Source organism: Flavobacterium frigidum (assembly GCF_048286795.2).
In genome coordinates, this window is record NZ_JBLVPT020000018.1 from 1 (window position 1) to 25,848 (window position 25,848).

Sequence of the window (25,848 nt, forward strand, 5' to 3'; positions counted from 1 at the left end):
AATGATAGGCTTTTTTGTATAATTTACTTTTTAAAAGTATGGTACCTTGGCTCAGATGGTAGAGCAATGGACTGAAAATGGATCAATCCTAAAACCTGTGGGGAAGCAAAATTAAGCATAAATATTAGTTAGTCTAAAAAGGAAGAATTCTATATTTCTAACCTCTTTAAATTGTGATCTAAATGGTAACAAGTTCAAAAGTTGGGGTTTAAACAAAAATCATAATCTTAACAGGAAAAAATCAGTTTTTTAAACTAATTTGTACTTAATTTTAAACTAAAGCAAGGTCAAAAATTGTGGATTCAAGATAAATATTTGATATTTTGAGATGAGAAAATCAATTTTAGAACCACTTTAAATCGAATATAGATAGTGTAGATTTTAAGGTTAATATTAGTTTTAATATGCTAAGTCTTAATAAATTTTATTATTAGAAATAGGTTATACAAAAAGCAGCAAAATACTTTGCTGCTTTTTGTAATTTAAATTGTATCTACTATTCCGCCAAAACGGATTCTGATGCTAGCACATTCAATTCTATCATGCATTGCTTCATCATTTGATACGTTCTTTCAATATCATTATCTAAACCAATGGAGAATCGAATTAAACCATCAGTCAATCCCATTTCTATTTGTTCTTCCATAGGAATTTCACTAGATGTAGAGGTTCCTGGTGCACTAAATAGAGTTTTGTAAAAGCCTAAGCTCACAGCAAGGTATCCCAAGTTTTTTTCTTGCATCAATTCCATTAAGGCATTTGCCATTTCTAATGTGCCGACATCAAGCGTCATCATTCCCCCAAAACCATACTCATGGTTAATCATAGACGAATACAATTCATGACTCGGGTGACTTTTTAATCCAGGATAAACTGTTTTTAATCCATCTTTTTCAAAGCGTTCTGCTAAATACTTCGCATTATGGCTGTGTTGTTTCATTCTAATATGTAGTGTACGTAAGTTTTTCATTACACTAGCAGATCGTAAACTATCCATTGTTGGGCCCAATAACATACTGGCACCGTTATTTACATTTTTTAAACTGTCGATAAATTCCTGAGAAGCACATGTTACACCACCCACCGTATCACTGCTTCCGTTGATGTATTTCGTTAAACTGTGAATCACTATATCAGCACCTAATTTTGCAGGAGAAACGGACAATGGTGAAAAAGTATTATCTACAACCAATTTTAAATTATGTCTTTTTGCAATTTCGGCTAGTCCAGCAATATCGGCAACTTCCAATAAAGGATTACTCACCGTTTCGCAATATAAAACTTTAGTTTCGGGAGTAATAGCTGCTTCCACAACAGCAAGTTTCGTGATGTCAACAAAAGTGGTTTTGATACCTAATCGTGGCGTGAAATTCTTAAGGAATGCATATGTTCCTCCGTAAATGGTTCTACTAGAAACAATGTGATCGCCTGAGCTGCACAGTTGTAATAGTGTAGGCGTAATTGCTCCCATCCCAGAAGCAGATACATTAGCTGTTTCGGTGCCTTCCATTGCTGCCAAGGCTTTGTCTAAATATAAATTACTCGGCGAGGAATGACGGGAATACAAGTAGCATCCTTCCATATTACCTTCAAAAGTATCGAACATCGTTTTTGCCGATAAAAAAGTATAGGTTGACGAGTCTGAAATCGATGGATTTACACCACCAAATTCACCAAAATACTGTAAATCCTGAATGTTGTCTGCGGGATTGAAATTTTTCATAGTTTTTTTGTTATTTGAAGCCATTCCTGCTATTCGCTTTATCTTTTATTCGCCGCGGCGAATAAAAGTATGCCGCTTCTATCAGGGCTAGGAGATTTCGGTTTGAATAAAACCTTTTCAAAATAACAGTGATTTAGATTAATAATCAATCATATTGTTCGACATTAGATTTTAAAACTATTAAATATAAATTATACAATTTAATTTTCTAAATTAGCTTCGTAAATAATAACTTTATAGATTATTTATCCATTCTAAATTTTATTAAAATGACATTAGATTCAATAGATAAAAAACTACTTTTTTTACTACAAACAGACAGTAAGAAAACAACCAAAGAACTTTCCTTAAAATTGAATCTATCTGTCACGGCAGTTTATGAACGTATTAAAAAATTGGAACGAGAAAGGGTTATTGAGAAATATGTTGTTTTAGTCAACCGTTCTAAAGTTGAAAAAGGATTTGTTGTTTTTTGTCATCTTAAATTAATACAACATACCAAGGAGTTTATCGCTAAGTTCGAAAGTGAAGTAATACAGCTTAAGGAAGTGATTGAATGCCATCATGTGAGTGGCGATTATGATTACATATTAAAAATTGTGGTTAAAGATATGGAGGCCTACCGGGAATTTTTGGTTACAAAACTCACCACATTACAGCATATAGGAAGTACGCACAGCACATTTATGATTAGCGAAGTTAAAAACAGTACAATTGTTGATATTTAGAATAAACGTGAATTTAAAGCGGTATTCAATAATTAGTAAATGCTAACTACTAAAAATTCGTAACAAAAAACCTTCTGAATTAAACTTTAAACAAAACTTAATTCCTTAATTTTGTGCAACATTTTATAAAAACACAATAAAAAAATATACTATGAGTTCATTTGACGTAGTCATTATAGGTTCTGGTCCAGGCGGATATGTAGCAGCAATTCGTTGTGCACAATTAGGTTTCAAAACAGCAATTATCGAAAAATATTCAACTCTTGGTGGAACTTGCTTAAATGTTGGTTGTATTCCTTCAAAAGCATTGCTTGCGTCATCTCACCATTTTAGTGAAATTGCACATTTTGCAGACCACGGAATCGAACTTTCAGGAGAAGTAAAAGTAAATCTAGAGAAAATGATTGCTCGCAAACAAGCGGTTGTTGATCAAACTTCAGGTGGAGTAAAATTTTTAATGGACAAAAATAAAATAACCGTTCTCGAAGGACTGGGTTCATTTGTTGATGCTACACATGTTGCTGTTGTAAAAGCAGATGGAACTACTGAAACTATCGAAGCGAAAAACATCATTATTGCTACAGGTTCAAAACCATCTTCTTTACCTTTTATCAAAATCGATAAAGAGAGAATTATCACTTCTACCGAAGCTTTGAAACTTAAAGAGGTACCAAAACATTTGGTGATTATTGGTGGTGGAGTTATCGGAATTGAATTAGGTCAGGTGTATTTACGATTGGGAGCGCAAGTTTCTGTTGTAGAATATTTAGACCGAATCATTCCAGGAATGGACGCTTCGTTGTCTAAAGAATTGACTAAAGTATTAAAGAAACAAGGGATGAAATTCTACGTTTCACACAAAGTGAAATCAGTTGAAAGAAATGGCGAAGGTGTTGTAGTTCAAGCTGAAAATGCAAAAGGAGAAACTATTACGCTGGAAGGAGATTATTCATTAGTTTCTGTTGGTCGCCGCCCGTATACAGATGGTTTGAATGCTGATAAAGCAGGAGTAAAAATCTCAGATAGAGGAATGGTTGAAGTAAACGATCATTTACAAACTTCAGTTCCTAATATCTATGCAATTGGCGATGTTGTTCGTGGAGCAATGTTAGCGCACAAAGCAGAAGAGGAAGGAACTATGGTTGCCGAAATTTTAGCGGGTCAGAAACCACATATTGATTATAACTTGATTCCTGGTGTTGTTTACACTTGGCCGGAAGTAGCTGCTGTTGGCCAAACGGAAGAGCAATTGAAAGCTGCCGGAGTAGAGTATAAAGCAGGAAGTTTTCCTTTCAAAGCTTTAGGTCGTGCTCGTGCAGGTGGGGATTTAGACGGATTTGTGAAAATTCTTGCAGATGCAAAAACAGATGAAGTTTTAGGCGTTCACATGATTGGTGCTCGTTGTGCGGATTTAATCGCTGAAGCAGTAACTGCAATGGAATTTAAAGCATCTGCTGAAGATATTTCAAGAATGTCTCATGCGCATCCAACTTTTGCGGAAGCAATAAAAGAAGCAGCTTTAGCAGCAACTGATAATAGAGCTTTGCATGTGTAATTAGGAATCTAAATTAGATAATTAATTTCGTTTTAAAATAAAGAAACCCGTTCAATTGAACGGGTTTCTTATTTGTTATGAGATGAGTTTAATTAGCCTTTTGCTACAAACAGACCTTTATAATTTTCCCAATGGCTAAAAATTAAAAATAGATTTCCTAAAAATAAGAACATCGCAATAGGTATTCCTTCCGGTGACAAGAAAAAGTTAATAAACAAAATATTTAAAGTTATAGGAAGGATCAAGATATTGGCCAATGTCACGTATCTACCTGTAAGAAAAGATAATCCGCAGAGGAATTCTATTGATTTAGCTAAAGGAATTAAGTACGTTGAGGCAACTAAACCTACATTAAAAGCTTTGAAATTTCCAGTAGCTTCTGGTTCTGGCGCTAGTTTTAAAAAGAAACTAACCGATGCAAATAATAATAAAAGTCCAATTAGGCTTCGAATAATAATAATTGCGATTTTCATAGTATATTATTTAAGTGGTTACATATTGAAAATTATTATAGTGGAATTGCATTTTCATCCATATACATAATTTCCCACTGATGCCCGTCTAAATCAGCAAAACTATGTCCATACATCCATCCATGATCTTGTGGTTTCATATATATTGAACCACCGGCATCTACTGCAGTTTTTACTATTTCATCTACTTTTTCTCTACTATCAGCATCTATTGCAATTAATACTTCTGTATTTTTATGGGCATTGCAAATTTCTTTTTTGGTAAAGTCTTTAAATCGTTGGTCAGTAAGAAGCATCGCAAAAATAGTGTCTCCAATAATCATGCATGTGGCGTGTTCATTAGTAAATTGTGGGTTGAAAGAAAATCCAAGTTTAGTAAAAAAAGCAACAGATTTTTTAAGGTCTTTAACAGCTAAATTAATGAAAATTTTTAAAGCCATAATCGGAATGATTTAATGATTTAAAAAATCTAAAATTGAACACTCACTATCCAAGTTACAAAAAAATAAGCTAATTTTAGTAAAATCGTTTATTGAAGGTTTATTTTTTGTTGTAATTTTGAATTTTAAATACCAATACTTTTTGAGAACTTTTATTTACAAGTATATTTCTGATCCAAAACTGTTAAAAGAACAGCTTTTATTTTGGTCTCAACAATTTCACGAAATCATATATTTAGACAGTAATGACTATCCACAGAATTATTCGAGTTATGATTGTGTTCTCGCCGTCGACGCATTTACTTCAATAAAAACAGATTATCACAATGCTTTTGAGGATTTAAAACAATACCAACAAAGTACTAAAGATTGGCTTTTTGGCTATTTATCCTATGATTTAAAAAATGATATAGAGCAGTTACAATCAACTAATTTTGACGGATTAGGATTTCCAGATTTGTATTTCTTTCAGCCTAAAAAGTTATTTTTATTGAAAGGCAATCAACTCGAAATTCAATACCTAAATTTGTGTGATGATGAAGTAGAGGAAGATTTTGAAAATATAGTTAAAAGTCAAAAGTCAAAAGTTGAAATTGAAGAACTAGTAACGATCCAACAACGAATTTCGAAGGAGAATTATCTTCAAAAAGTTTCAAAAATAATAAAACACATTCATCAAGGGGATGTTTATGAAGCTAATTTTTGTATGGAGTTTTTTGTTGAAAAAGCCGCGATTGATCCAATCCAAAAGTTTTTAAAACTCAATGAAATCTCCAAACCACCTTTTGCTGTTTTTTTTAAAAATAACAATCACTTTTTACTTTCGGCTACACCAGAACGATATCTAAGAAAAGAGGGTGATTTGCTTATTTCACAACCGATAAAAGGAACTGCCAAACGATTTTCAGACCCAATTGAAGACGAAAATTCAATAAAACAATTGGCTTTAGACCCAAAAGAACGATCAGAAAACATAATGATTGTGGATTTAGTTCGTAATGATCTGTCAAGAACGGCACAAAAAGGATCTGTAGAAGTACAAGAATTATGTAAAATTTATTCTTTTTTACAGGTGCACCAAATGATTTCGACGGTAACATCAAAATTAGACCCGCAATATTCAGCAGTAGATGCATTAAAAACCACTTTTCCGATGGGAAGTATGACTGGTGCTCCCAAAATTTCAGTGATGAAAATCATTGAACAGCTGGAAGAAACAAAACGGGGTTTATATAGTGGTGCTGTGGGGTATTTTTCGCCAAATGGTGATTTCGATTTCAATGTAGTAATCCGAAGCATTTTGTACAATCAAGAAAAAAAATATGTTTCATTCTCTGTAGGAAGTGCTATTACATCTCAATCTATTCCCGAAAAGGAGTACGAAGAATGTTTGCTTAAAGCAAAAGCGATGCGAGAAGTTTTAACCTAAAACAAAATGAATTCATTAAATTTGAATATGCTACAGAAATTCCAAGATCATCTTCGTCAAAACTTTCAGTTCTTGAACGGAAAAAAAATTCTGCTTGCTACAAGTGGTGGGAAAGATAGTATGGTGCTCTTGCATTTGTTTCATCACTTGGATTATCAAATAGGAATCGCACATTGTAATTTTCAGTTGCGTGGAATGGAAAGTTTTGAAGACCAAAATTTTGTCCAGGAATATGCTTCCGCAAATGATATTCCGGTATTTATTACACAATTTGATACTAAAGCTTTTGCAGAAGATTTTAAAGTCTCTACTCAAGTTGCCGCCCGTGAGTTGCGCTATAACTGGTTTTATGAATTATTAGATACTGAAAAATTTGATTATATTCTTACGGCACATCATGCCGATGATAATTTGGAAACTTTTTTAATTAATTTGAGTCGTGGAACCGGATTAGAAGGTTTGACAGGGATTCCTGAACAGAACGAAAAAGTAGTGCGTCCCCTTTTGGCATTTAGCCAAGAAGAAATCGAAGAATATGCCAAATTTAATACTATTCAATGGCGAGAAGATAGCAGCAATGCGTCTGACAAATACCTTCGGAATAAAATTCGCCATCATTTGGTTCCGATGTTAAAGGAATTTAATTCAAATTTTCTTTCGTCATTTCATAAAACGCAAACCTATTTGCAAGAAGCACAAGTGATGGTCGAAGATGCTTCTATTATGATTTACCAGCAAGTGGCTAGGCAAGAAAATGATACCATATATTTTGATTTAAAGAAATTGCAACAATTACCCAATTTCAAATCCTATTTGTACCAATGGCTGAAAGAATTTGAATTTACTGCGTGGGAGGATATATATGATTTGGTCGAAAGCCAACCTGGAAAATCTATTTTTGCTCCAGAATATCGTTTATTGAAAGATAGAGAATTCTTAATTTTAAGCCCGATAGATTTTACAGCTTCAAATGATAAATACTATATTCAAAAAGATCATTCGGAAGTTAATATTCCCTTAAAACTTACACTTTGTAAAGTAGCTGACATTAGTATCGTTTCAAATAAAACTATATTTGTGGACGCAGATAAAATCTGTTATCCACTAGTTTTACGAAGATGGAATGAGGGAGATGTTTTTCAACCTTTTGGCATGAATGGAAAATCTAAAAAAGTAAGTAAGCTTTTCAAAGATGAAAAATTGTCTTTGCTAGAAAAGGAAAACGTCTGGATTCTATGTTCTGATAATGAAATAGTTTGGGTTATTGGGATTCGTCAGGATGAACGCTTTAAAATTAATACAACAACAAATAACATACTCAAAATACAATTAGACTAATGAAGAAACTATTATTTTTATTCATTGCTTTTTTGGCTTATTCCAATGGTAATGCACAAATTCTAGATCCAGCAAAATGGACTACCAAAATAGAGAAAAAATCAGAGACAAACTACATCTTAACATTTAATGCTGTAATCGAAAATGATTGGCATTTATACTCCCAGTTTACTCCAGATGGAGGACCATTACCATTAGAAATTATCTTTAAAAATCAAAAAGGGAATTTCAACTTAGTAGGTAAAGCTAAAGAAAGCAAAACAAGAACGGCTTACAATGATATTTTTGAAGTAAATGAAACATTTTTTGAAAAAAAAGCTCAAATCCAACAAGAAATTAGCATTACAAATCCAAAGCTTACGGAAATAAAAGTTGATTTTAACTATCAGGTTTGTAAAGACGTTTGTATCAATGTAGAAAAAAACTTTACAATTAAAGTTACTGCTGTTAAATTAGTTGCAACTGCTAGCACAACTGATTTAGTACCTTTAGACTCCACAAAAGTTGCTCCAGTAATTTCTAATAGTACTGTTGATGAAAAACAAGTTACCACACCCGAGAGAGTTTCAACTATAGACCCAAAACCGGCTGCGAAAAGAGGATTGTGGTCCATTTTCTTCATAGCTTTTTTATCAGGATTTGCAGCATTGCTAACCCCTTGTGTGTTCCCAATGATTCCTATGACAGTGAGTTTTTTTACAAAACAAAGCAAAACTAAAGCCAAAGGAATTCGAAATGCTATTATTTATGGCATTGCAATTATTTTTATTTATGTGGTTTTGGGATTTTTAGTGACTTGGATTTTTGGTGCCGATGCCTTAAATGCACTCTCTACAAATGTGTGGTTCAACATCATATTCTTTATACTGCTTGTTGTATTTGCCTCATCATTTTTGGGTGCTTTCGAAATTATGTTGCCTAATTCTTGGGCTAACAAAGTAGACAATCAGGCTGACAGGGGTGGAATAATAGGCATTTTATTCATGGCGTTGGCATTAGTGATTGTATCTTTTTCGTGTACCGGACCAATCGTAGGAACTCTTTTAGTCGAAGCGGCATCTAAAGGCGGAATAGCACCAATTATAGGAATGTTCGGATTTTCATTGGCTTTAGCCTTACCATTTATGTTGTTTGCTATGTTTCCTGGTTGGTTGAATTCATTGCCAAAATCAGGTGGTTGGTTGAATACTGTCAAAGTAGTTTTAGGATTTTTAGAATTGGCTTTGGCATTTAAATTTTTGTCGAATGCAGATTTGGTATTGCAATTGCATTTTCTTGAGAGAGAAGTGTTCCTTGTGATTTGGATTGCCATTTTTGGAACATTAGCCTTTTATCTATTCGGAAAAATTACATTACCGCATGATAGTCCTATGAATCATATTTCAGTAGGACGATTATACTTAGGATTGGTAGTTTTAGCTTTTACTGTTTATTTGATTCCTGGAATTTGGGGAGCACCATTAAAAATAATTTCTGGTTTTCCACCTCCTATGACTTACAGCGAAAGTCCGTACGGAGTTGGGAATTCTAAAAGCGGTTCGAACGCATCTGCCCAAATTTTGCCAGAAGGCGCACATTTAGGTCCACATGATTTGATCGCTTTTGAAGATTATGAAAAAGGATTGGCTTATGCCAAATCAGTAAAAAAGCCAATTTTACTTGACTTTACAGGATATGCGTGTGTCAATTGTAGAAAAATGGAAGACTTTGTTTGGTCTGATCCTGCAATTTTAAAAATACTGCAAAATGAAGTAGTATTAATCTCTTTGTATGTGGATGACAAAAGAGAATTGCCTATAAAAGAACAATATGTATCAAAAGAAACTGGTAAAAAAATTATAAGTATAGGGAATAAATGGAGTGATTTTCAAATTACAAAATTTAAGGCAAATGCACAGCCGTATTACATTATATTAGACAATGACGGAATGATGTTATCTGACAAACCAGAGAGTTACAATTCAGACATCAATGCCTACAGAGAGTGGTTGAGATCTGGAATAGATCGCTTTCAAAAATAGAAATACCAAGAATTTAATTGTTCTAAAAACACTAATTGTTACTACTGTGAAGGTAGTAGTTAGTGTTTTTTTTGCTTTATGTTTTAATCAATTCTCTTTTAAGTCGTTTTAGTAAAGAGGTAATTTTAAGCAACTGCTTAATTACTGGCAGGTTGTTTTATTCAAGAAGGATGTAAATAGTTTTGCTATTTTCTTTATCCTCTTTGAATTTGCAGCGATTTGATAGAGATAAAATTATTTGGTTTACGACCTTATATTCAGTGAGATTTTTTACCTTTAAAAACTATTTTTTAATTCAAAAATTATGAAAAAACTATTTAGTATTGCATTACTTTTCGTTAGTGTAATTCTTTTTGCTCAAGACAAAGCACCAAATTATGTTGCTGCTAATTATACTAAAAAAGAGGTGCATATCAAAATGCGGGATGGAGCTGAGCTCTTTACTTGTATTTATTCTCCAAAGGATCTTTCAAAAAAGTATCCTATTATAATGCAAAGGACTCCCTATGATTGTGCCCCGTATGGAGCAGATCAATTCAAAAGGAGTATCTCGCCAAGCGAAACGATGATGAAAGAGGGCTATATAGTAGTTTATCAAGACGTTAGAGGTCGTTATATGAGTGATGGATTGTATGATAATATGCGTGGTTTTATACCAAATCGAAAAAATAAGAAAGATATTGATGAAGCCTCTGATACCTACGACACGATTGATTGGTTAGTTAAAAATGTAGCAAACAATAATGGAAATGTAGGAACTTGGGGAATTTCATATCCGGGATTTTATGCGACTTATTCATTATTAAGTAACCATCCTGCATTGAAAGCAGTTTCGCCTCAGGCTTGTATTTCCGATTTCTTTTTTGATGATTTTCATCACAATGGCGCTTATTTATTGAGCTATTGGAAGGTAACACCATTATTTGGACCTCAAAAAACGAAGAGAACTACTGAAGATTGGTTTAAATTTGCAGATGTTGGTACCAAAGATGATTATCAATTTTTCTTGAATGCTGGACCTTTGTCAAATTTGGACAAATATTATGGTAAGGATAATGAGTTTTGGCAACAGTTGAAAGATCATTCTAGTTATGATGATTTTTGGCAGAAACGTGGAATTTTACAGCATTTAAAGAACATCAAGCCAGCGGTGATGACAGTAGGAGGTTGGTTTGATGCAGAAGATTTGTACGGTCCATTAAATACTTACAGTACAATTGAAAAAAACAGTAAAAATTATAACACTATTGTTATGGGGCCTTGGAGTCATGGCGATTGGGCAAGAAATTCAGCAAAACAGGTAATAGGAAATATCAATTTTGGTGACAGTATTTCAGGTTTTTATCAAAAAAACATAGAAGCTAATTTCTTTCGTCATTTTTTAAAGGAAAATGGAAAAGGTGAGAATAAATTACCTGAAGCTTATGTTTTTGATTCTGGGCGAAAAGAGTGGAAGACATACGATGCGTGGCCACCGCAAAATACAGTAAAACAAGATTTCTATTTGCAAGAAAACAAATTGTCAAAAATGGCTAAGAAAAATTTAGCTTTTGAAGAATTTGTTAGTGATCCAAAAAAACCTGTACCTTCCTCAGAGGATATATTACAAGGTTTTACCCCAAGAAAATACATGACAGATGATCAGCGATTTGCAGCTAAGCGTCAAGATGTAATTGTTTTTGAAACGGAAGTATTAGCTGATGATATGTCACTAGCGGGAGAAATACTAGCTAAATTACAAGTTTCTACTACAGGAACTGACGCAGATTGGATTGTGAAAGTGATTGATGTTTTTCCAAGTGACGAGCCGGAAACAAAAGAAATTGCCTCTTATTTAAAAATGAGTAACTATCATATGATGGTGCGCAGTGAAGTAATGCGAGGACGTTTTAGAAATAGCTTTTCAAAACCGGAACCTTTTGTTGCAAATGAAAAAACGGCAGTAAATATTAAATTACAGGATGTTTTTCATACGTTCAAAAAAGGGCATAAAATCCAGATCCAAGTTCAAAGTACTTGGTTTCCGTTGATAGATTTGAATCCGCAAACTTTTGTAGAGAATATTTTTTATGCTAAACCAGAAGATTTTCAAAAGCAAACACACCGCATTTATAACGATTCAAAAATAGAGTTTACCATTTTAAAATAGTAAAAATTTAATTTGAATACTATATAAAAAAGGCTACCAGTATGGATAGCCTTTTTTGTGTTTAGTTCGGTTTGTTTTTTTTTAAACGTACAAAATTGTATAGTTGTTTTCTTAATAATCAGCTTATTTATAGAAATTCGCCGTGCTGAGAAATATCTAATCCTAATTCTTCCTTTTCTTCACTAACGCGGAGTGGTGTTATTTTATTTACAATAAAGAATAGGAAATAGGAAGCAGAAAAAGCAAACACCGAAACTATAACTAAGGCAGTCAATTGGTTTAAAAATAGAGTAGTGTCTCCAAATATAAGTCCCTGATTGTCGCCAACTACTGAATTAACTGATTTAGATGCAAATACACCAGTTAGTAACATACCAACCATTCCTCCAACGCCGTGACATGCAAATACATCTAGCGCATCATCAATTTTACCTTTTGGAAATTTACTAACAACTAAATTACTGACAATACTAGCAAAAATACCAATAAAAATGGCATGAGGAATAGTTACAAAACCTGCTGCAGGTGTAATGGCTACTAATCCTACAACGGCTCCTATACACGCGCCCATTGCAGAAAGTTTGTGTCCTAAAATTTTATCAAGAAATACCCACGTCATTCCTGCAGCCGCCGCTGCTACAGTTGTGGTTCCTAATGCTTGTACCGCTAAACCATTTGCTCCTAAAGCTGATCCAGCATTAAAACCAAACCATCCAAACCATAGCAAACCTGTTCCTAGTAAAACATAAGTGATACGTGCAGGATTTACTTTTTGTATTTTTCTTTTCCCCAAGAATATGGCTCCTGCCAATGCAGCCCAACCAGCGCTCATGTGCACTACTGTTCCACCAGCAAAATCCAATACGCCCATTTTAAAGAAAATGCCATCAGGATGCCAAGTCATGTGTGCTAATGGAGCATAAACCAATAGTATAAATAGTACCATAAAAAGTAAGTATGCCCAGAAACGAATTCGCTCTGCAAATGCGCCAGTAATTAAGGCTGGTGTTATGATAGCAAATTTTGCCTGAAACAAAGCAAATAACATAAATGGTATGGTTGGAGCGAGACTCCAAGCGGTATTCGTTCCTACATTTTGAAAAAATATATTAGGCAATGGGTTACCAATTATTCCTCCTATTGTTGGTCCAAATGATAAACCGAAGGCAATTACAACCCATAAAACAGTAACAATGATCATAGCCATAAAACTTTGTAACATGGTACTAATAACATTTTTTTTACCTACCATTCCACCGTAGAAAAAACCTAGACCTGGCGTCATGATTAATACAAGTGCTGTTGCAACAATCATCCATGCCGTATCGCCAGTGTCAAATTTTACGGCTACCGTTGGAGCAGGACTGTCGATTATGAAATAATTTGAAAAAAGAGTGGCCACCAAAATTGTGAATAAAATCACGCTTAAAATAATTTTTCGCATTGTTTTTTAGTTTTAAATTTTTATAAAAATATAAAAATATTAAACAACTCCTTAAAAAATATGCTTTGCACCTTTATTTTTACAGTATAAATAATACGACCCCTATTTATTTATGGGTATGAAATAATTTAAAGTAAAAAATTATAATTTATTAATGTTAGTTTAATTTTTTTTTCAAATAAGTAAAAGTATTTTGAAGAAAAGCGATGCAAGATAAATCAAGGCCACAATTATTTTATACCCTATTTAAAAGAAAAAGCACCAATCGAAAAGTAATTTCAATTGGTGCCATTTTATCTTTGAATTTTGATATCTACTTTAAAAGATGTTGACTCAAAATTTTATAAACTTCATTGATGTTATTTCCTCCTTTGCCAAAAGTTTTTATTATTGGTGTATTGTCGTTATTGAGCCAAATTTTTAATTCAGCATCCATATCTAATATTCCGGCACTTTCTTTAGAGAATTTTTTGATACTGGAATAAGGTATTGACATGTAATCAACCTTGGTTCCTACCAATTGTTTTTCGACTAAAATAAGTCTTTTGTTAGTAAAAATAAACATGTCACGGATGAGTTTATAGGCTTTCTCTATGATCTCACCTTCGATTAAAATAGGCTCAAATTCTCTTGAAATATTTTCAATGTTCACTTCGGATGCGTTGCCTAGGATGGCATTAAATAGTCCCATAAAATATTTTATTTTTGATTGTACTTTGTTTTGTATTTTTCGTTCATTCTGGTTTGATGCGTTTCTAAGCTGATCATTCTACCCTGAATAAAAGCATTGGTCAATTTATTAGTTCTCATATCTAAAGCATCGCCTTCAGATATAAACAGTGTTGCATCTTTTCCTTGTTCTAAGGTACCACATTGTGCATCAATTCCAAGTATTTTAGCGGTATTAGATGTAATTAATTGTAACGCTTGTTCTTTGTCAAGGCCATAAGTTGCACAGGTTCCTGCTAAAAACGGTAAATTTCTTGTATTCATACGTTCCATTGCTCCACTATTTTCTAAACCTACTAGCACCCCTTTATCCGTTAATAATTTGGCTGATTTGAATGGTAAATCAACATCATCATCTTCGTTTTCAGGCATGTCATGAACTCGTTTTAGCAATACTGGAATATTATTTTTTTGCAATAATTCGGCTGTTTTGTATGCTTCATATCCTCCTACAATCACCATTTTTTTGATGCCATTTTCTTTTGCAAATTGAACTGCATCTATGATTTGCTTTTCTTCATTGGCATTTATAAATAAGGTTTGGCTGCCATCAAATAGACCTTTGGTAGCCTCTAAAACTAAATTTCTTTCTTTGGAGCTGTCTCCTAAATAAGCTTTAGCATTAGACAAGAATGTTGATAATTCTAAAATCTGTTTTGCGTAGTCTTTATTTGGTTCAATGCTACCAGGTTCAAACCAAGAACCACTTCTTCTGAAAGTTGCAGGAAAGTTCATGTGCATTCCATCATTTTCTTTAATCGTCGCATCTTTCCAGTTCCATGCGTCAAGCTGAACAATTGAGGACGAACCCGAAATTATTCCACCACGTGGTGTGATTTGAGCCATCAAAATTCCGTTTGGTCTTACTGTTTCAATTACTTTCGAGTCGGCTGTATAAGCAATGATACTTCGTACATTGGGATTCATTGTCCCAATCTCGTCTTCATCATCAGATGATTTGATGGCGTCAATTTCTACTAAACCCAATGTAGAATTGGGAGCTATAAACCCGGGATAAACATGTTTTCCACTTGCTTCGATGGTAATGTCATAAGCACCACTCGCTAATCGAATTACTCTTGCATCCGCAACAAGATTTATTTTTCCGTCAACAAATCCTATGGCACTATTCTCAATGATTGTTCCATTTCCCAAATGTGCCGTAGCATTAAGAATAAGAACCGATTTTGATTGTTTCAAAGCCGGTGTTAGTTGTGCTTTTGTAGCTATTGATAAACTAAATGCCAATAGCAATATGTATATTTTTTTATTCATTTTTATTTTTTTATTTAGAATTCCTAAACTTTTTCGAAAAAGCATTTGCTGTAATGGTCCGTATTTATTGCTCCATTGTATCACAGTGGTATTCTTTTTTCTCCGCTTTTTTTGGTTCTTGAGTGATCATTCCTTTATTTTTTTCTTGCAAAAGTTGACCAATTAACTCATTTCGTTCTTTGGCGATAGAAGCTCTATGTTGCAAATCGTTTTCAATATCATAATATACAACACCTTCAATCATTGTTTTCTCTGCTTTTGCATATATCGACAATGGATTAGCGTTCCACAATACCATATCGGCATCTTTACCCACTTTTATACTCCCTACTTTATCATCAATATGCAATAGTTTAGCTGGATTTAGTGTTACAAATTTCCAAGCTTCTTCTTCAGAAACATTACCATACTTTACAGCTTTTGCAGCTTCTTGATTCAATCTTCTTGACATTTCTGCATCATCAGAATTGTAAGCAACAACCACTCCTGCATTATGCATAATTGGTCCATTAAAGGGAATAGCATCATTTACTTCAAATTTATAGGCCCACCAATCAGAGAATGTAGAAGCACCAACGCCGTGTTCTTTCATTTTATCGGCTACTTTATACCCTTCCAGGATGTGAGTAAATATGCTTACTTTGAAATTGAATTTCTCGGCTACATTCATCAACATCAAAATCTCTGATTGTACGTACGAGTGACAAGAAATAAAACGCTCTTTATTTAAAATTTCGGCTAATGTTTGAAGCTCTAAGTCTACTCTCGGTGCTTTTAAGTTTCCTTTTTTACCATTGGCGTTGTAATTTTTCCACGCCATATCATAGTCTTTAGCACGCTGAAAATAGTCTGTGAATACTTGTTCTACACCCATTCTTGTTTGAGGAAAACGAGTTGGATTTGTGATTCCCCAATTGGCTTGTTTAACATTTTCACCTAAAGCAAATTTGATAAAACCAGGTTGATTTTTATACAACATTTCCTCTGCTGGTGCACCCCATTTCCATTTTACAATTGCGGAACGTCCCCCGATTGGGTTGGCTGATCCGTGTAATAATTGTGAAACAGTAACTCCACCTGCTAAATCTCTATAGATGTTTATGTCTTCTGAATTAACTACGTCTTGAATGGTAACTTCGGCGCTAGAGTTGTGACCACCTTCATTCACTCCATTAGAAATTGCAATGTGCGAATGCTCATCAATAATTCCGCTCGTTAAATGCTTTCCTTTTGCATCGACAATGATCGCAGAGCCGTCAGTAATATTTTTACCAATAGCAGCTATTTTTCCATTTTTTACCAATACATCAGACTTTACTAAAATACCATCTTTCTCATTGGTCCAAACTGTAGCATTTTTAAATAAAATAGTTTCCGCAGTTGGTTTTTTTAAATTACCATACGCCACATTCGGGAATGTAATCGGCATAATGGCATTATTCTTTTCAATTTTTGATGAATCAATCACTTTTACAAATGGTGCTGTTTTTACCGCAGTCCATTTCACTTCATTTCCGTTGAAAAGAACCGCTTTTCCTGATAGATTCTGATTTTCTTCAACGTATCCTATAAGTCTAGTAAAACTAGTTTTAGTTGAATCTATTGGTTTGATTACAGTAGAAATCCAGTTATTAGTAAAAGTAAGCTTGGATTTTATTTTTTTATTGTCTGTAGTTGTTACCTCTGATTTTGGTGCAGCAACATCGCCATCAATTTTCCACTTGTATTTTTCAGTGTTGATAGTTAAATCATAATCACCACGAATATCTCTTATTGCAATATCGTTTATCACAAACTTGTTGCCTTGAACCCAGTTTTCGTAAAGTATGGTTTTATCATTAAAAATCTCACCAGATGCGATAATAAAATTAGCTAAACTACCCGTTTTCAAACTTCCTATTTCATTGCTTTTTCCTAAAATTGCTGCAGGAATAGTTGTCAACGATTCCAGTGCTTTTGTTTTGTCAAATCCGTATTTAATGGCTTTAAGTAGGTTAGGTCTAAAGTCTTCCAGTTTTTTTAATTTGTCAGTGGTCAGGGCAAATACAACGCCATTATCCGCTAACACTTTAAGATTGGTTGGTGCTTGATTCCAAAAGCGCAAATCTTTCAATTCCATCTGATTGGCTTGGTTTGGGTCAGACACATCATACGCTTCAGGGAAGTTAATAGGAATGATAAATTTTGAATTTGTCTTTTTGATTTCCTCAATGCGCTCAAATTCATTTCCGTTGCCTTTCAAGATGTAATTTAGTCCAAATTCTTTTCCAATTTTGGCAGCTCTCAAACTGTTTAATTTATCTTCAGAAGCGAATATTTGTACTAATTTCTCATTGTTGGCTACAGCCTCTAAAGTTATATCTTTATTTATTGCATTCCCTTTTTTGTACCAGTCTAAGTCAAGATACATTTGGCGTAATAGAGCCATCATTCCCATTAATGAACTTGGATAGGCTTGATTTGTGGTAACACTTCTGGTAAAAGCATAATGATTGGTTACTCGATCAGTAATTAATTGGCTGCTTTTATCAAAATTATTTAAAGCAATTAAAGTTCCTGATCCTCTGGCAATTCCGTCTTGTACGTGCGTACCTACAACACCAAATCCCGCTTTCAATAACTCTTCTGCTTTGGGTTGGTCGTATTTAAAACTTTCATATCCGTTGACTTCTGATTTTATGTTTTCGTTCCAGTAGTGTCCAGATTTTTTGGTATCGTATAAAGGATTTCTTTCGTTGCTTCCCATCCCTTTTGGTTTTTCGATTCCAAAGCTGGTATACATATCGATAAAAGAGGGATAAATTGATTTTCCGTCTAAATTTATGGTTGTGCAATTTTTAGGAATAACAACAGTAGCTCCAGCGGCAATAACTTTTCCGTTTTGAATGAGTAAAGTTCCTTTTTCAATGACTTGTTTTGGAGTAACATAAATTTTAGCGTTAGTAAATGCGGTAAAATTTGTGTTTTTGTTAGGGATACTTTCATTGTTAGGAAAGTATTCTTGGGCATAAGTTTTTGGTAATAAAATACTGAATAGCAGTAAAAGTAAGATTTTTTTCATAGTTTAGTTTCTAATTATTTTCTAAAAGTAAAAAAAGGAATAGTTTAAGCCGTCTTTTTTTATGATTTTAACATTTGTTACTTAAGATAATTGTTAGATAGCGGCCTATTTTTCTGAAGTATTCCTATTTATTTTGATTGATAGCTATATATTTTAATTCATTCCCAAATTTTGTAAGAATAAATATATTAATTGAAAATGTTTTTATAATTTTAGAAACAAATAGTAAAATATGTTAGTCAAAGTTTTTGGGAGTGCTGTTTTTGGTGTTGAAGCCACAACAATTACTGTAGAAGTCAATATGGATAAAGGGATTGGATACCATTTAGTTGGCCTGCCGGATAATGCCATCAAAGAGAGTAGCTATCGAATAGCGGCAGCACTTAAAAACAACGGCTACGCCATGCCTGGAAAAAAAATAACAATCAATATGGCTCCCGCCGATTTACGCAAAGAAGGTTCTGCGTATGATTTGACTTTAACCATAGGGATTTTGGTGGCTTCGGGCCAAATCAAAGCAGAGGATGTTGACAAATATATTATTATGGGGGAACTTTCCCTTGATGGCAGTCTTCAACCAATACGTGGTGCTTTACCAATCGCTATCAAAGCCAAAGAAGAAGGTTTTAAAGGTTTTTTTCTTCCAAAGCAAAATGTAAAAGAAGCCGCAATTGTTGCCGGATTAGATGTGTATGGAGTAGAAAATGTTCAGGAAGTTATTGATTTTCTCGAAGGAAAAGGAACGCTGGAACCAACAACAATTGACACGAGAGCCGAATTTTATAAAACCTTAGATTTTCCTGAATTTGATTTTAGTGATGTCAAAGGACAAGAAAGTATCAAGCGTTGCATGGAAATTGCAGCTGCCGGAGGACATAATATCATCTTGATTGGTCCGCCAGGCGCAGGAAAAACAATGCTTGCCAAGCGATTACCTAGTATTTTGCCGCCGATGACGTTGCGAGAAGCGCTAGAAACTACTAAAATCCACAGTGTTGCCGGAAAATTAAAGGAAGTTGGTTTGATGAATCAACGTCCATTTCGAAGTCCGCACCATACGATTTCAAATGTCGCATTAGTTGGAGGAGGAAGTTATCCGCAACCGGGTGAAATTTCTATGGCGCATAATGGTGTTTTATTTCTGGATGAATTGCCAGAATTTAAGAGAGACGTTTTAGAAGTGATGCGTCAACCACTGGAAGATAGGGAAGTGACTATTTCGAGAGCTAAGTTTACGGTTACTTATCCGTCTTCGTTTATGCTGGTGGCAAGTATGAACCCTAGTCCGAGTGGTTTTTTTAACGATCCAGATTCGCCACAAACGTCTTCGCCACACGAAATGCAACGGTATTTGAGTAAAATTTCTGGACCTTTATTAGATCGAATTGATATTCATATAGAAGTGACGCCCGTTCCTTTTGAAAAATTATCCGAAGATCAAAAAGCAGAAAGCAGTGTTGATATTCGGAAAAGAGTGACTGCAGCACGAGAAATTCAAACGGTGCGCTTTGAGCAAATGGATCACATTCATTACAATGCCCAAATGAACACCAAACACATTCGGGAATATTGCGCTTTGGATGATGTTTCCAAGCAATTATTGAAAACCGCAATGGAACGATTAAATCTATCGGCGCGGGCCTACGATCGTATTTTGAAAGTGGCCAGAACTATCGCTGATCTTGATGCTGCTCCAGTAGTGGTTTCGAGTCATATTGCAGAAGCGATTCAATATAGAAGTTTGGATCGTGATGGTTGGTTGGGTTAAAATTGATTCCAGATTTTTGATTAACGATTTTTGATTTTAGATGTTTCACGGCTAGAAAAATTTAGGATTCGCTCGCGCTATTGTAGAAAAAGAAAAGTATAGAAATAAATACGTCAAAAAAGAGATTTCGAGAGAAATCTCTTTTATTTTTGCCAAATGTTAGAAATTCTGTACCAAGACGAATATATTATTGCAATTAATAAACCAAGTGGATTGTTGGTCCACAAATCATTTTACGCACGCGATGCAAAAGTTTATGCGATTCAAGAATTGAGAAATCAAATAGGAGGGCAACACGTTTATCCTATTCATCGGTTAGATCGCAAAACATCTGGTGTCTTGTTATTTGCGTTGGACAAGGAAGTTTTAAAAATTATGAATGATCGTTTTGCCACACGCGAAGTCGAAAAAAAATACTTAGCAATTTTGCGGGGTTGGTCACCCGAAGAGCTAACGATTGATTATGATTTAACCAATGATGATGGCATTATACAAAATGCAATAACCTACTTTCATCGGTTACAAACTACCGAAATTGAGTTAGAATTTAACAATAAACCAACCTCACGATATTGTTTAGTAGAAGCAATTCCTGAAACCGGACGGATGCATCAATTACGAAAACATTTCAAACATATTTTTAATCCCATCTTAGGAAGTCGTCCACATGGTTGCAACAAACAAAATAAATTATGGTTGGAGCATTTTGAACTGAAAGGAATGATGCTTCATGCGCATCAGTTAATTTTTAATCATCCCATAACAAATGTACCACTTATCTTGAATGCAAAGATTAATGAAGAGTTTAGCAGAGTAGGTACTATTCTTAAGTTAGATTTGAATCAGTATAAGTAGGAAAAGATTCTGATTAACAATTTTTGATTTCAGATATTTAATTTATGCGTTTGCGATTGCGAGCGTCCCGCTCGTGCCTATTTTAAATTTATAGTGATTTACTTTTGTTAGTGTTCACGAGTAGGACGATCGCGCTAGCGGTGCAGTAGTTTTTTTAAGAAAATTATAACTCTATATTTCTGAATTTATCTTATATTTGCGTAAAAATCACAAATAACCTCTAAATTTAGAAAAATGTTATTAGAGTTAAGAGTTAGGAATTTCATGTCAATAAGAGATTGGCAGAGCTTTTCTATGTTGGCAGAAAATAAGGTTAAAGAGATAAGTGAATCAGTTATAGATGTGTCTGAAGTAAGTGTTTTAAGGACTTCAATTATTTATGGAAGAAATGCCTCAGGTAAAAGCAATCTATTACAAGCATTTAAAGCACTTCAATACCTAGTTTTTCAATCAGCTGACTTCAAAGTTGAAGAAGAAATAGAAGCTTATGAGCCATATTTGTTAAACTTGACAAATAGTTCAGAGCCAGTTGAGTTTTCAATAGATTTTTTGGCAAAAGATGGTTTCAAATATACATATTCAATCGGGTTTTTAAAATACGAAATAGTTTATGAAAATTTGAAGTTTTATCCAAAAGGTCAATCTGCAATTCTTTTTGATAGAAAGATTGGTAAAAAAATTAAATATGGAGAATATTTGACAGGAAGAAAAAAGGAAATTGAAGATTTACTATATCCAAATCAACTTTTTTTATCAAAAGTTGGAACTGAAAAAAATGAGCAATTAAAGGCGCCTTATAGATTTTTCATAACTCATTTATTTGTATCGACAATTCATGATACCGAATATGACGACGCATTGATTAGAATTTTTACTAATAAAATGAGTAAAGATGCAATACCATTTTTCAAAGAAAATTTGAATCGATTGATGAGAGTTGCAGATACTAGTATTGAGGAAATTACTATTAAGGCGGAGGATATTGATAGGTCACTTTTGCCAAATGATATGAATGAAAAAGATAAAGATGATTTAATTGAAAAGTATAAATATAAAATAAGAACAATCCATAAACAATTTGATGGAGATAAAGAGATTGGAAAAGTTGAATTTAAATTATCAGATGAGTCAACAGGAACAATTAAACTATTAGCAGTTGGTGGACTTATTTTAGAAGCTCTAGCTGATGGGCAAGTTTTAATTATTGATGAGTTAGATAAAAGTCTTCATCCGAAATTAACAAGAGCATTAATTAATATTTTTAATTCAAAAAAGAATAATCCTAACAATGCCCAATTAATTTTCGCAACACATGATGTATCATTATTAGATAATGAATTGTTTAGAAGAGATCAAATTTGGTTTGCAGAAAAGGAATATGAAGGATGTAGCCATTATTATTCAGTAGCAGATATTCCTGGTATTCGAGCTAATTCCCCATATGAAAAATATTACATGAGTGGAAGATTTGGAGCGTCACCAGTTATTAATCAAAATGAATTAAATTTTCAATTCTAATTATGAGAGATATTGGTCGTTTTCGTAAATCAAAAAAAGTAGTTACGATTAATAAGAGAGGTCTTATTCTTTGTGAAGGTGAGACAGAAGAAAACTATTTTACAGGATTAATAACTCAAGATAAATACAGAAGAAAGTTTGCTTCAATTGATGTAGATATTTATAAACCAAAAAATCATTCACCTTTAGGTTTAGTTAATAAAGCTAAAGATTTGATAAAAATTGCCAAAAGAGATAAAAATAAATATGATTTTGTTTGGGTTGTGTTTGATAAGGATGGACATGCTAATATGGCTGATGCCTTTGAAATCGCAAGAAATTCAAATCCTGAAATTAAAATAGCGTTTACTATTCCTTGTTTTGAGTTTTTTGTTTTATTGCATTTTGAGAAAAAATCTAAATCATATACTAAATGCGATGAAATTATTTCTAGGATTAAAAAAGAGAATTATATCGCTGATTACGAAAAGGCTTGTAATATTTTTGAATTATTATTACCCAATATGGAACAAGGTCTTGAAAACAGTAAATGGATAGGTGATAAATTTAAAGATGAAATTGAAGCAGGAGAAAAAATATACAATCTTTCGGTCTACAGTAATATTCATGAATTAATCTACTACTTGTATAGTCTAATTTAATTTGGGCGTCATTATTTCACGTTTTTATAAAACTACTGCTAATTAATTAATAGGTCTGACAAAACCATACAAAGCCAACCAATTCAAGGAAGATATGTACCACAATGATCATACTATTTATTCTAAATAAATCCATTTTTTCTTTCAAATAATTTTGCAATTTTAAATTTATAAAATCAATTTGCAAAAAGTTATTATGAAAGTAAAAACGCTCTAAATAGCCCCGATAGCAATGAAAAACCTTCTTAGAGCTGGTGTTCAGCTCTAAGAAGGTTTGTAATGTATAGCGGGACATGCGTTCTTAAAAACGAACTCGTTCTGCTCCTAAAAAAGAATAAAAATTAATTATCTATTAGTACGTCGGTCATTATTTTGACTCGGGCGTCTTGGACCAAAACTGTTATTGCTGCTGCGGTTTGTAGTGTCAGTTTTTGGTTTTCGCGGAGTTGAATCGCGTTGTTGTCTTCCTTGTCCTTGTTTGATTGGTTCTTTGGAAGCATTAGGATCTGGCTCGAAACCTCTGATGTTTTCTTTAGGCAAATTCAAACCTACTAATTTTTCGATATCACGTAAAAAAACCGTTTCATCCGGACTGAATAACGAAATAGCTTCTCCGCTTGCTCCGGCTCTTCCAGTTCTACCAATGCGGTGAACGTAATCTTCGGGAATATTAGGCAATTCAAAATTGACAACATGCGGTAATAACGGGATGTCCAGACCTCGCGCGGCAATATCAGTTGCGACTAAAGCGGTTAGGGTTCCGTCTTTGAAGCCCGCTAAGGCTTTGGTACGTGCGCCTTGTCCTTTATTTCCATGAATCGCAGCTGCTTTGATTCCGGCACTAATCATGCTTTCCGTCAATTTATTTGCGCCTTGTTTGGTTCGGGTGAAAACCAAAATTTGCTTCCAGTTTCCCTCAGTAATCAATTTAATGATTAGTTCTGTTTTTTTCTCTTTGGCGACAGGATATACTTTTTGGATGATAGCATCTACGGTCGTGTTTTCCGGGGTTGCTTCCACATGAACGGGTTGGTGCAAAATGCCCATGGCCAATTTCTTGATGTCTTTTGAAAAGGTTGCCGAAAACAGTAAGTTTTGTCTTTTAGTAGGCAATACTTTCAAGATTCGTTCGATGTCTCGTAGAAAACCCATGTCCAGCATGCGGTCTGCTTCATCTAAAACTAGGATTTCTACTTTAGCAAGTGATATTAAACCTTGGTTTTGCAAATCAATTAATCGACCTGGAGTAGCCACTAAAATATCGATTCCCTGACGCAGTTGTGTTACTTGTGGATTTTGGTTTACGCCACCAAAAATTACGGTACTTTTTAAGTCTAAAAATTCACTGTATTCTTTGATATTGGCCAATATTTGTGCGGCTAATTCTCTTGTTGGAGTCAATATTAAGGCACGAATAGGTCTTTGTCGCAATTGTTGACCTTGTGATAATATTTGCAGAATAGGTAATGTAAAACCGGCAGTTTTTCCTGTTCCTGTTTGTGCAGATGCTAAAACATCTTTACCTTCTAAAATTGGGGGAATTGCTTTTTGTTGTATTGGAGATGGGGTTGTATACCCTTTTTTGCTGATGGCTTTGAGTAAAGCATCAGATAAGCCTAATGAATTAAATGACATAAATGGTGTTTATGAAGCAAACACAATTATTTAGTTTACTTCTTTAAGTGGGGGCAAAGGTACTGTTAATTTTCCTATGTGCTTTTAATTGCTTCGAATTGTTTAAAATTAGGCAAAAAAAAAATCGGGAGACTATCCCTATTTTAAAATTCTTATTGACTTGTAATTTATCTTATTTCTGCAAAAGTATCGCCTTGATTGATGTCTCCGGATTTATAGCCTTTCATAAACCACGCTTTACGTTGCGCCGAAGTTCCGTGTGTAAAGGATTCTGGAACAATATGTCCTTGAATTTTAGATTGAATTGCATCATCACCAACTGCATGTGCCGCACTTAAGGCTTCATCAATATCGCCTTCCTCCAAGAAATTGTTCATTTTTTGGTTGTAATGCGTCCAAACTCCAGCATAAAAATCAGCTTGCAGTTCTAAAGCCACTGATAATTTATTGGCTTCAGCCTGGCTTTTTCCGTCTTGCATTTGTCTCATTTTAGCGGAAGTCCCAAGCAGCGTTTGTACATGGTGTCCTATCTCATGTGCAATTACATACGCTGTTGCAAAATCGCCTCCTTGAGCTCCGAATCTTGTTTTTAGCTCATTAAAAAAAGTTAAATCCATATAGACTTTTTGATCAGCAGGACAATAAAAAGGTCCTGAAGCAGCCGTAGCACTGCCGCACTCTGTTTCTACAGACTGGGAAAACAATATTAATTTTGGTCTTTCATACTGCATGTTGTTTTCCTGAAATATTTTTCCCCACACATCTTCGGTATCTACTACTATGGCATTTATGATTTTACCTTCTTCTTTTTCAGCAGCAGTTAAGGCTCTTTCTTCCGTTTGAGCGCCACTTCCTTGATTCATTTGTTCCAAAATAGGGGTAAGCATTTGGACATTTTCTCCACCAAAAGTATTTAGTAACAAGATAATTATCCCAATAATTCCACCTCCAACAATTGTTTTTCCTCCAGAGGACATTCCTCTTCGGTCTTCAAAATTTTCACTTGAACGCCTGCCACTCCATTTCATGTTTAATAAATTTAAGATTAATGATTAGCTATTTGACC

Annotated in this window: 19 protein-coding genes; 10 read left to right on the forward strand and 9 right to left on the reverse strand. The window is 34.0% G+C overall.

Translation table 11 applies throughout. The annotated features are described in order from the left end of the window. Positions 1 to 496: 496 nt before the first annotated feature. Positions 497 to 1,723 (reverse strand): aminotransferase class I/II-fold pyridoxal phosphate-dependent enzyme, encoded by a 1,227-nt coding sequence (locus ACNQGB_RS14125; protein ID WP_417946432.1) that lies wholly within the window; start codon positions 1,721 to 1,723, stop codon positions 497 to 499. A gap of 269 nt (positions 1,724 to 1,992) precedes the next feature. Here ACNQGB_RS14125 and ACNQGB_RS14130 point away from each other — a divergent pair, with 269 nt between their 5' ends. Both ACNQGB_RS14130 and lpdA read left to right on the forward strand, forming a co-directional pair. After that, the gene (locus ACNQGB_RS14130; protein ID WP_417946433.1) at positions 1,993 to 2,451 is read left to right on the forward strand and encodes an Lrp/AsnC family transcriptional regulator; all 459 of its coding nucleotides are present in this window, start codon (positions 1,993 to 1,995) and stop codon (positions 2,449 to 2,451) included. 151 nt (positions 2,452 to 2,602) lie between these two features. Further along, positions 2,603 to 4,006: a dihydrolipoyl dehydrogenase gene (gene lpdA / locus ACNQGB_RS14135; RefSeq protein WP_417946434.1), complete on the forward strand. Its 1,404-nt coding sequence runs from the start codon at positions 2,603 to 2,605 to the stop codon at positions 4,004 to 4,006. 92 nt (positions 4,007 to 4,098) lie between these two features. Here the strand turns inward: lpdA and ACNQGB_RS14140 are convergent, their stop codons facing one another. Both ACNQGB_RS14140 and ACNQGB_RS14145 read right to left on the reverse strand, forming a co-directional pair. Further along, positions 4,099 to 4,479, reverse strand: a complete 381-nt coding sequence (locus ACNQGB_RS14140; protein WP_417946435.1) for a DoxX family protein — start codon at positions 4,477 to 4,479, stop codon at positions 4,099 to 4,101. 35 nt (positions 4,480 to 4,514) lie between these two features. Continuing rightward, positions 4,515 to 4,919 (reverse strand): VOC family protein, encoded by a 405-nt coding sequence (locus tag ACNQGB_RS14145; RefSeq protein WP_417946437.1) that lies wholly within the window; start codon positions 4,917 to 4,919, stop codon positions 4,515 to 4,517. A gap of 142 nt (positions 4,920 to 5,061) precedes the next feature. On the opposite strand from ACNQGB_RS14145, the gene ACNQGB_RS14150 reads away from it, so the two are divergent. The 4 genes from ACNQGB_RS14150 to ACNQGB_RS14165 all read left to right on the forward strand — a co-directional run bounded on the left by ACNQGB_RS14150 (position 5,062) and on the right by ACNQGB_RS14165 (position 11,856). Then, on the forward strand, positions 5,062 to 6,348 hold the full coding sequence (locus tag ACNQGB_RS14150) for an anthranilate synthase component I family protein (RefSeq protein WP_417946438.1): 1,287 nt from the start codon (positions 5,062 to 5,064) through the stop codon (positions 6,346 to 6,348). A 27-nt stretch (positions 6,349 to 6,375) separates the two neighbouring features. Next, positions 6,376 to 7,686: a tRNA lysidine(34) synthetase TilS gene (tilS, locus tag ACNQGB_RS14155; protein WP_417946459.1), complete on the forward strand. Its 1,311-nt coding sequence runs from the start codon at positions 6,376 to 6,378 to the stop codon at positions 7,684 to 7,686. Continuing rightward, the gene (locus ACNQGB_RS14160) at positions 7,686 to 9,707 is read left to right on the forward strand and encodes a protein-disulfide reductase DsbD family protein (protein WP_417946439.1); all 2,022 of its coding nucleotides are present in this window, start codon (positions 7,686 to 7,688) and stop codon (positions 9,705 to 9,707) included. The genes tilS and ACNQGB_RS14160 overlap by 1 nt, the downstream gene beginning before the upstream one ends. Positions 9,708 to 10,011: 304 nt before the next feature. Then, a complete protein-coding gene (locus ACNQGB_RS14165) occupies positions 10,012 to 11,856 on the forward strand; it encodes a CocE/NonD family hydrolase (protein ID WP_417946441.1) in 1,845 nt (614 codons plus the stop codon). A gap of 127 nt (positions 11,857 to 11,983) precedes the next feature. Here the strand turns inward: ACNQGB_RS14165 and ACNQGB_RS14170 are convergent, their stop codons facing one another. From ACNQGB_RS14170 to ACNQGB_RS14185, 4 genes are all read right to left on the reverse strand, one after another. Then, on the reverse strand, positions 11,984 to 13,300 hold the full coding sequence (locus ACNQGB_RS14170) for an ammonium transporter (protein WP_417946443.1): 1,317 nt from the start codon (positions 13,298 to 13,300) through the stop codon (positions 11,984 to 11,986). Between the two features lie 313 nt (positions 13,301 to 13,613). Continuing rightward, positions 13,614 to 13,991 (reverse strand): PH domain-containing protein, encoded by a 378-nt coding sequence (locus ACNQGB_RS14175; RefSeq protein ID WP_417946445.1) that lies wholly within the window; start codon positions 13,989 to 13,991, stop codon positions 13,614 to 13,616. An 8-nt stretch (positions 13,992 to 13,999) separates the two neighbouring features. Continuing rightward, the gene (locus ACNQGB_RS14180) at positions 14,000 to 15,304 is read right to left on the reverse strand and encodes an amidohydrolase family protein (RefSeq protein ID WP_417946446.1); all 1,305 of its coding nucleotides are present in this window, start codon (positions 15,302 to 15,304) and stop codon (positions 14,000 to 14,002) included. Positions 15,305 to 15,368: 64 nt separating this feature from the next. Then, positions 15,369 to 18,365 carry an amidohydrolase family protein gene (locus tag ACNQGB_RS14185; protein ID WP_417946448.1) on the reverse strand — a complete coding sequence of 999 codons (2,997 nt, stop codon included), beginning with the start codon at positions 18,363 to 18,365 and terminating at the stop codon, positions 15,369 to 15,371. A 232-nt stretch (positions 18,366 to 18,597) separates the two neighbouring features. Between ACNQGB_RS14185 and ACNQGB_RS14190 the strand changes: the two genes are divergently transcribed. The 4 genes from ACNQGB_RS14190 (at position 18,598) to ACNQGB_RS14205 (ending at position 23,147) form a co-directional block, all read left to right on the forward strand. Next, complete coding sequence (locus ACNQGB_RS14190) at positions 18,598 to 20,133, forward strand: YifB family Mg chelatase-like AAA ATPase (protein ID WP_417946449.1); 1,536 nt, start codon at positions 18,598 to 18,600, stop codon at positions 20,131 to 20,133. 156 nt (positions 20,134 to 20,289) lie between these two features. After that, positions 20,290 to 20,988, forward strand: coding sequence for a pseudouridine synthase (locus tag ACNQGB_RS14195; protein WP_417946451.1), 699 nt, complete (start codon positions 20,290 to 20,292; stop codon positions 20,986 to 20,988). 234 nt (positions 20,989 to 21,222) lie between these two features. Further along, positions 21,223 to 22,506, forward strand: a complete 1,284-nt coding sequence (locus tag ACNQGB_RS14200; protein WP_417946453.1) for an AAA family ATPase — start codon at positions 21,223 to 21,225, stop codon at positions 22,504 to 22,506. Between the two features lie 2 nt (positions 22,507 to 22,508). Further along, a complete protein-coding gene (locus ACNQGB_RS14205; RefSeq protein ID WP_417946455.1) occupies positions 22,509 to 23,147 on the forward strand; it encodes an RloB family protein in 639 nt (212 codons plus the stop codon). Between the two features lie 345 nt (positions 23,148 to 23,492). On the opposite strand, the gene ACNQGB_RS14210 is transcribed toward ACNQGB_RS14205, so the two are convergent. Together ACNQGB_RS14210 and ypfJ are read right to left on the reverse strand one after the other, a co-directional pair. After that, positions 23,493 to 24,782, reverse strand: a complete 1,290-nt coding sequence (locus ACNQGB_RS14210) for a DEAD/DEAH box helicase (RefSeq protein WP_472777126.1) — start codon at positions 24,780 to 24,782, stop codon at positions 23,493 to 23,495. A gap of 167 nt (positions 24,783 to 24,949) precedes the next feature. Continuing rightward, positions 24,950 to 25,810, reverse strand: coding sequence for a KPN_02809 family neutral zinc metallopeptidase (ypfJ, locus tag ACNQGB_RS14215; RefSeq protein ID WP_417946118.1), 861 nt, complete (start codon positions 25,808 to 25,810; stop codon positions 24,950 to 24,952). Positions 25,811 to 25,848 lie beyond the last annotated feature (38 nt).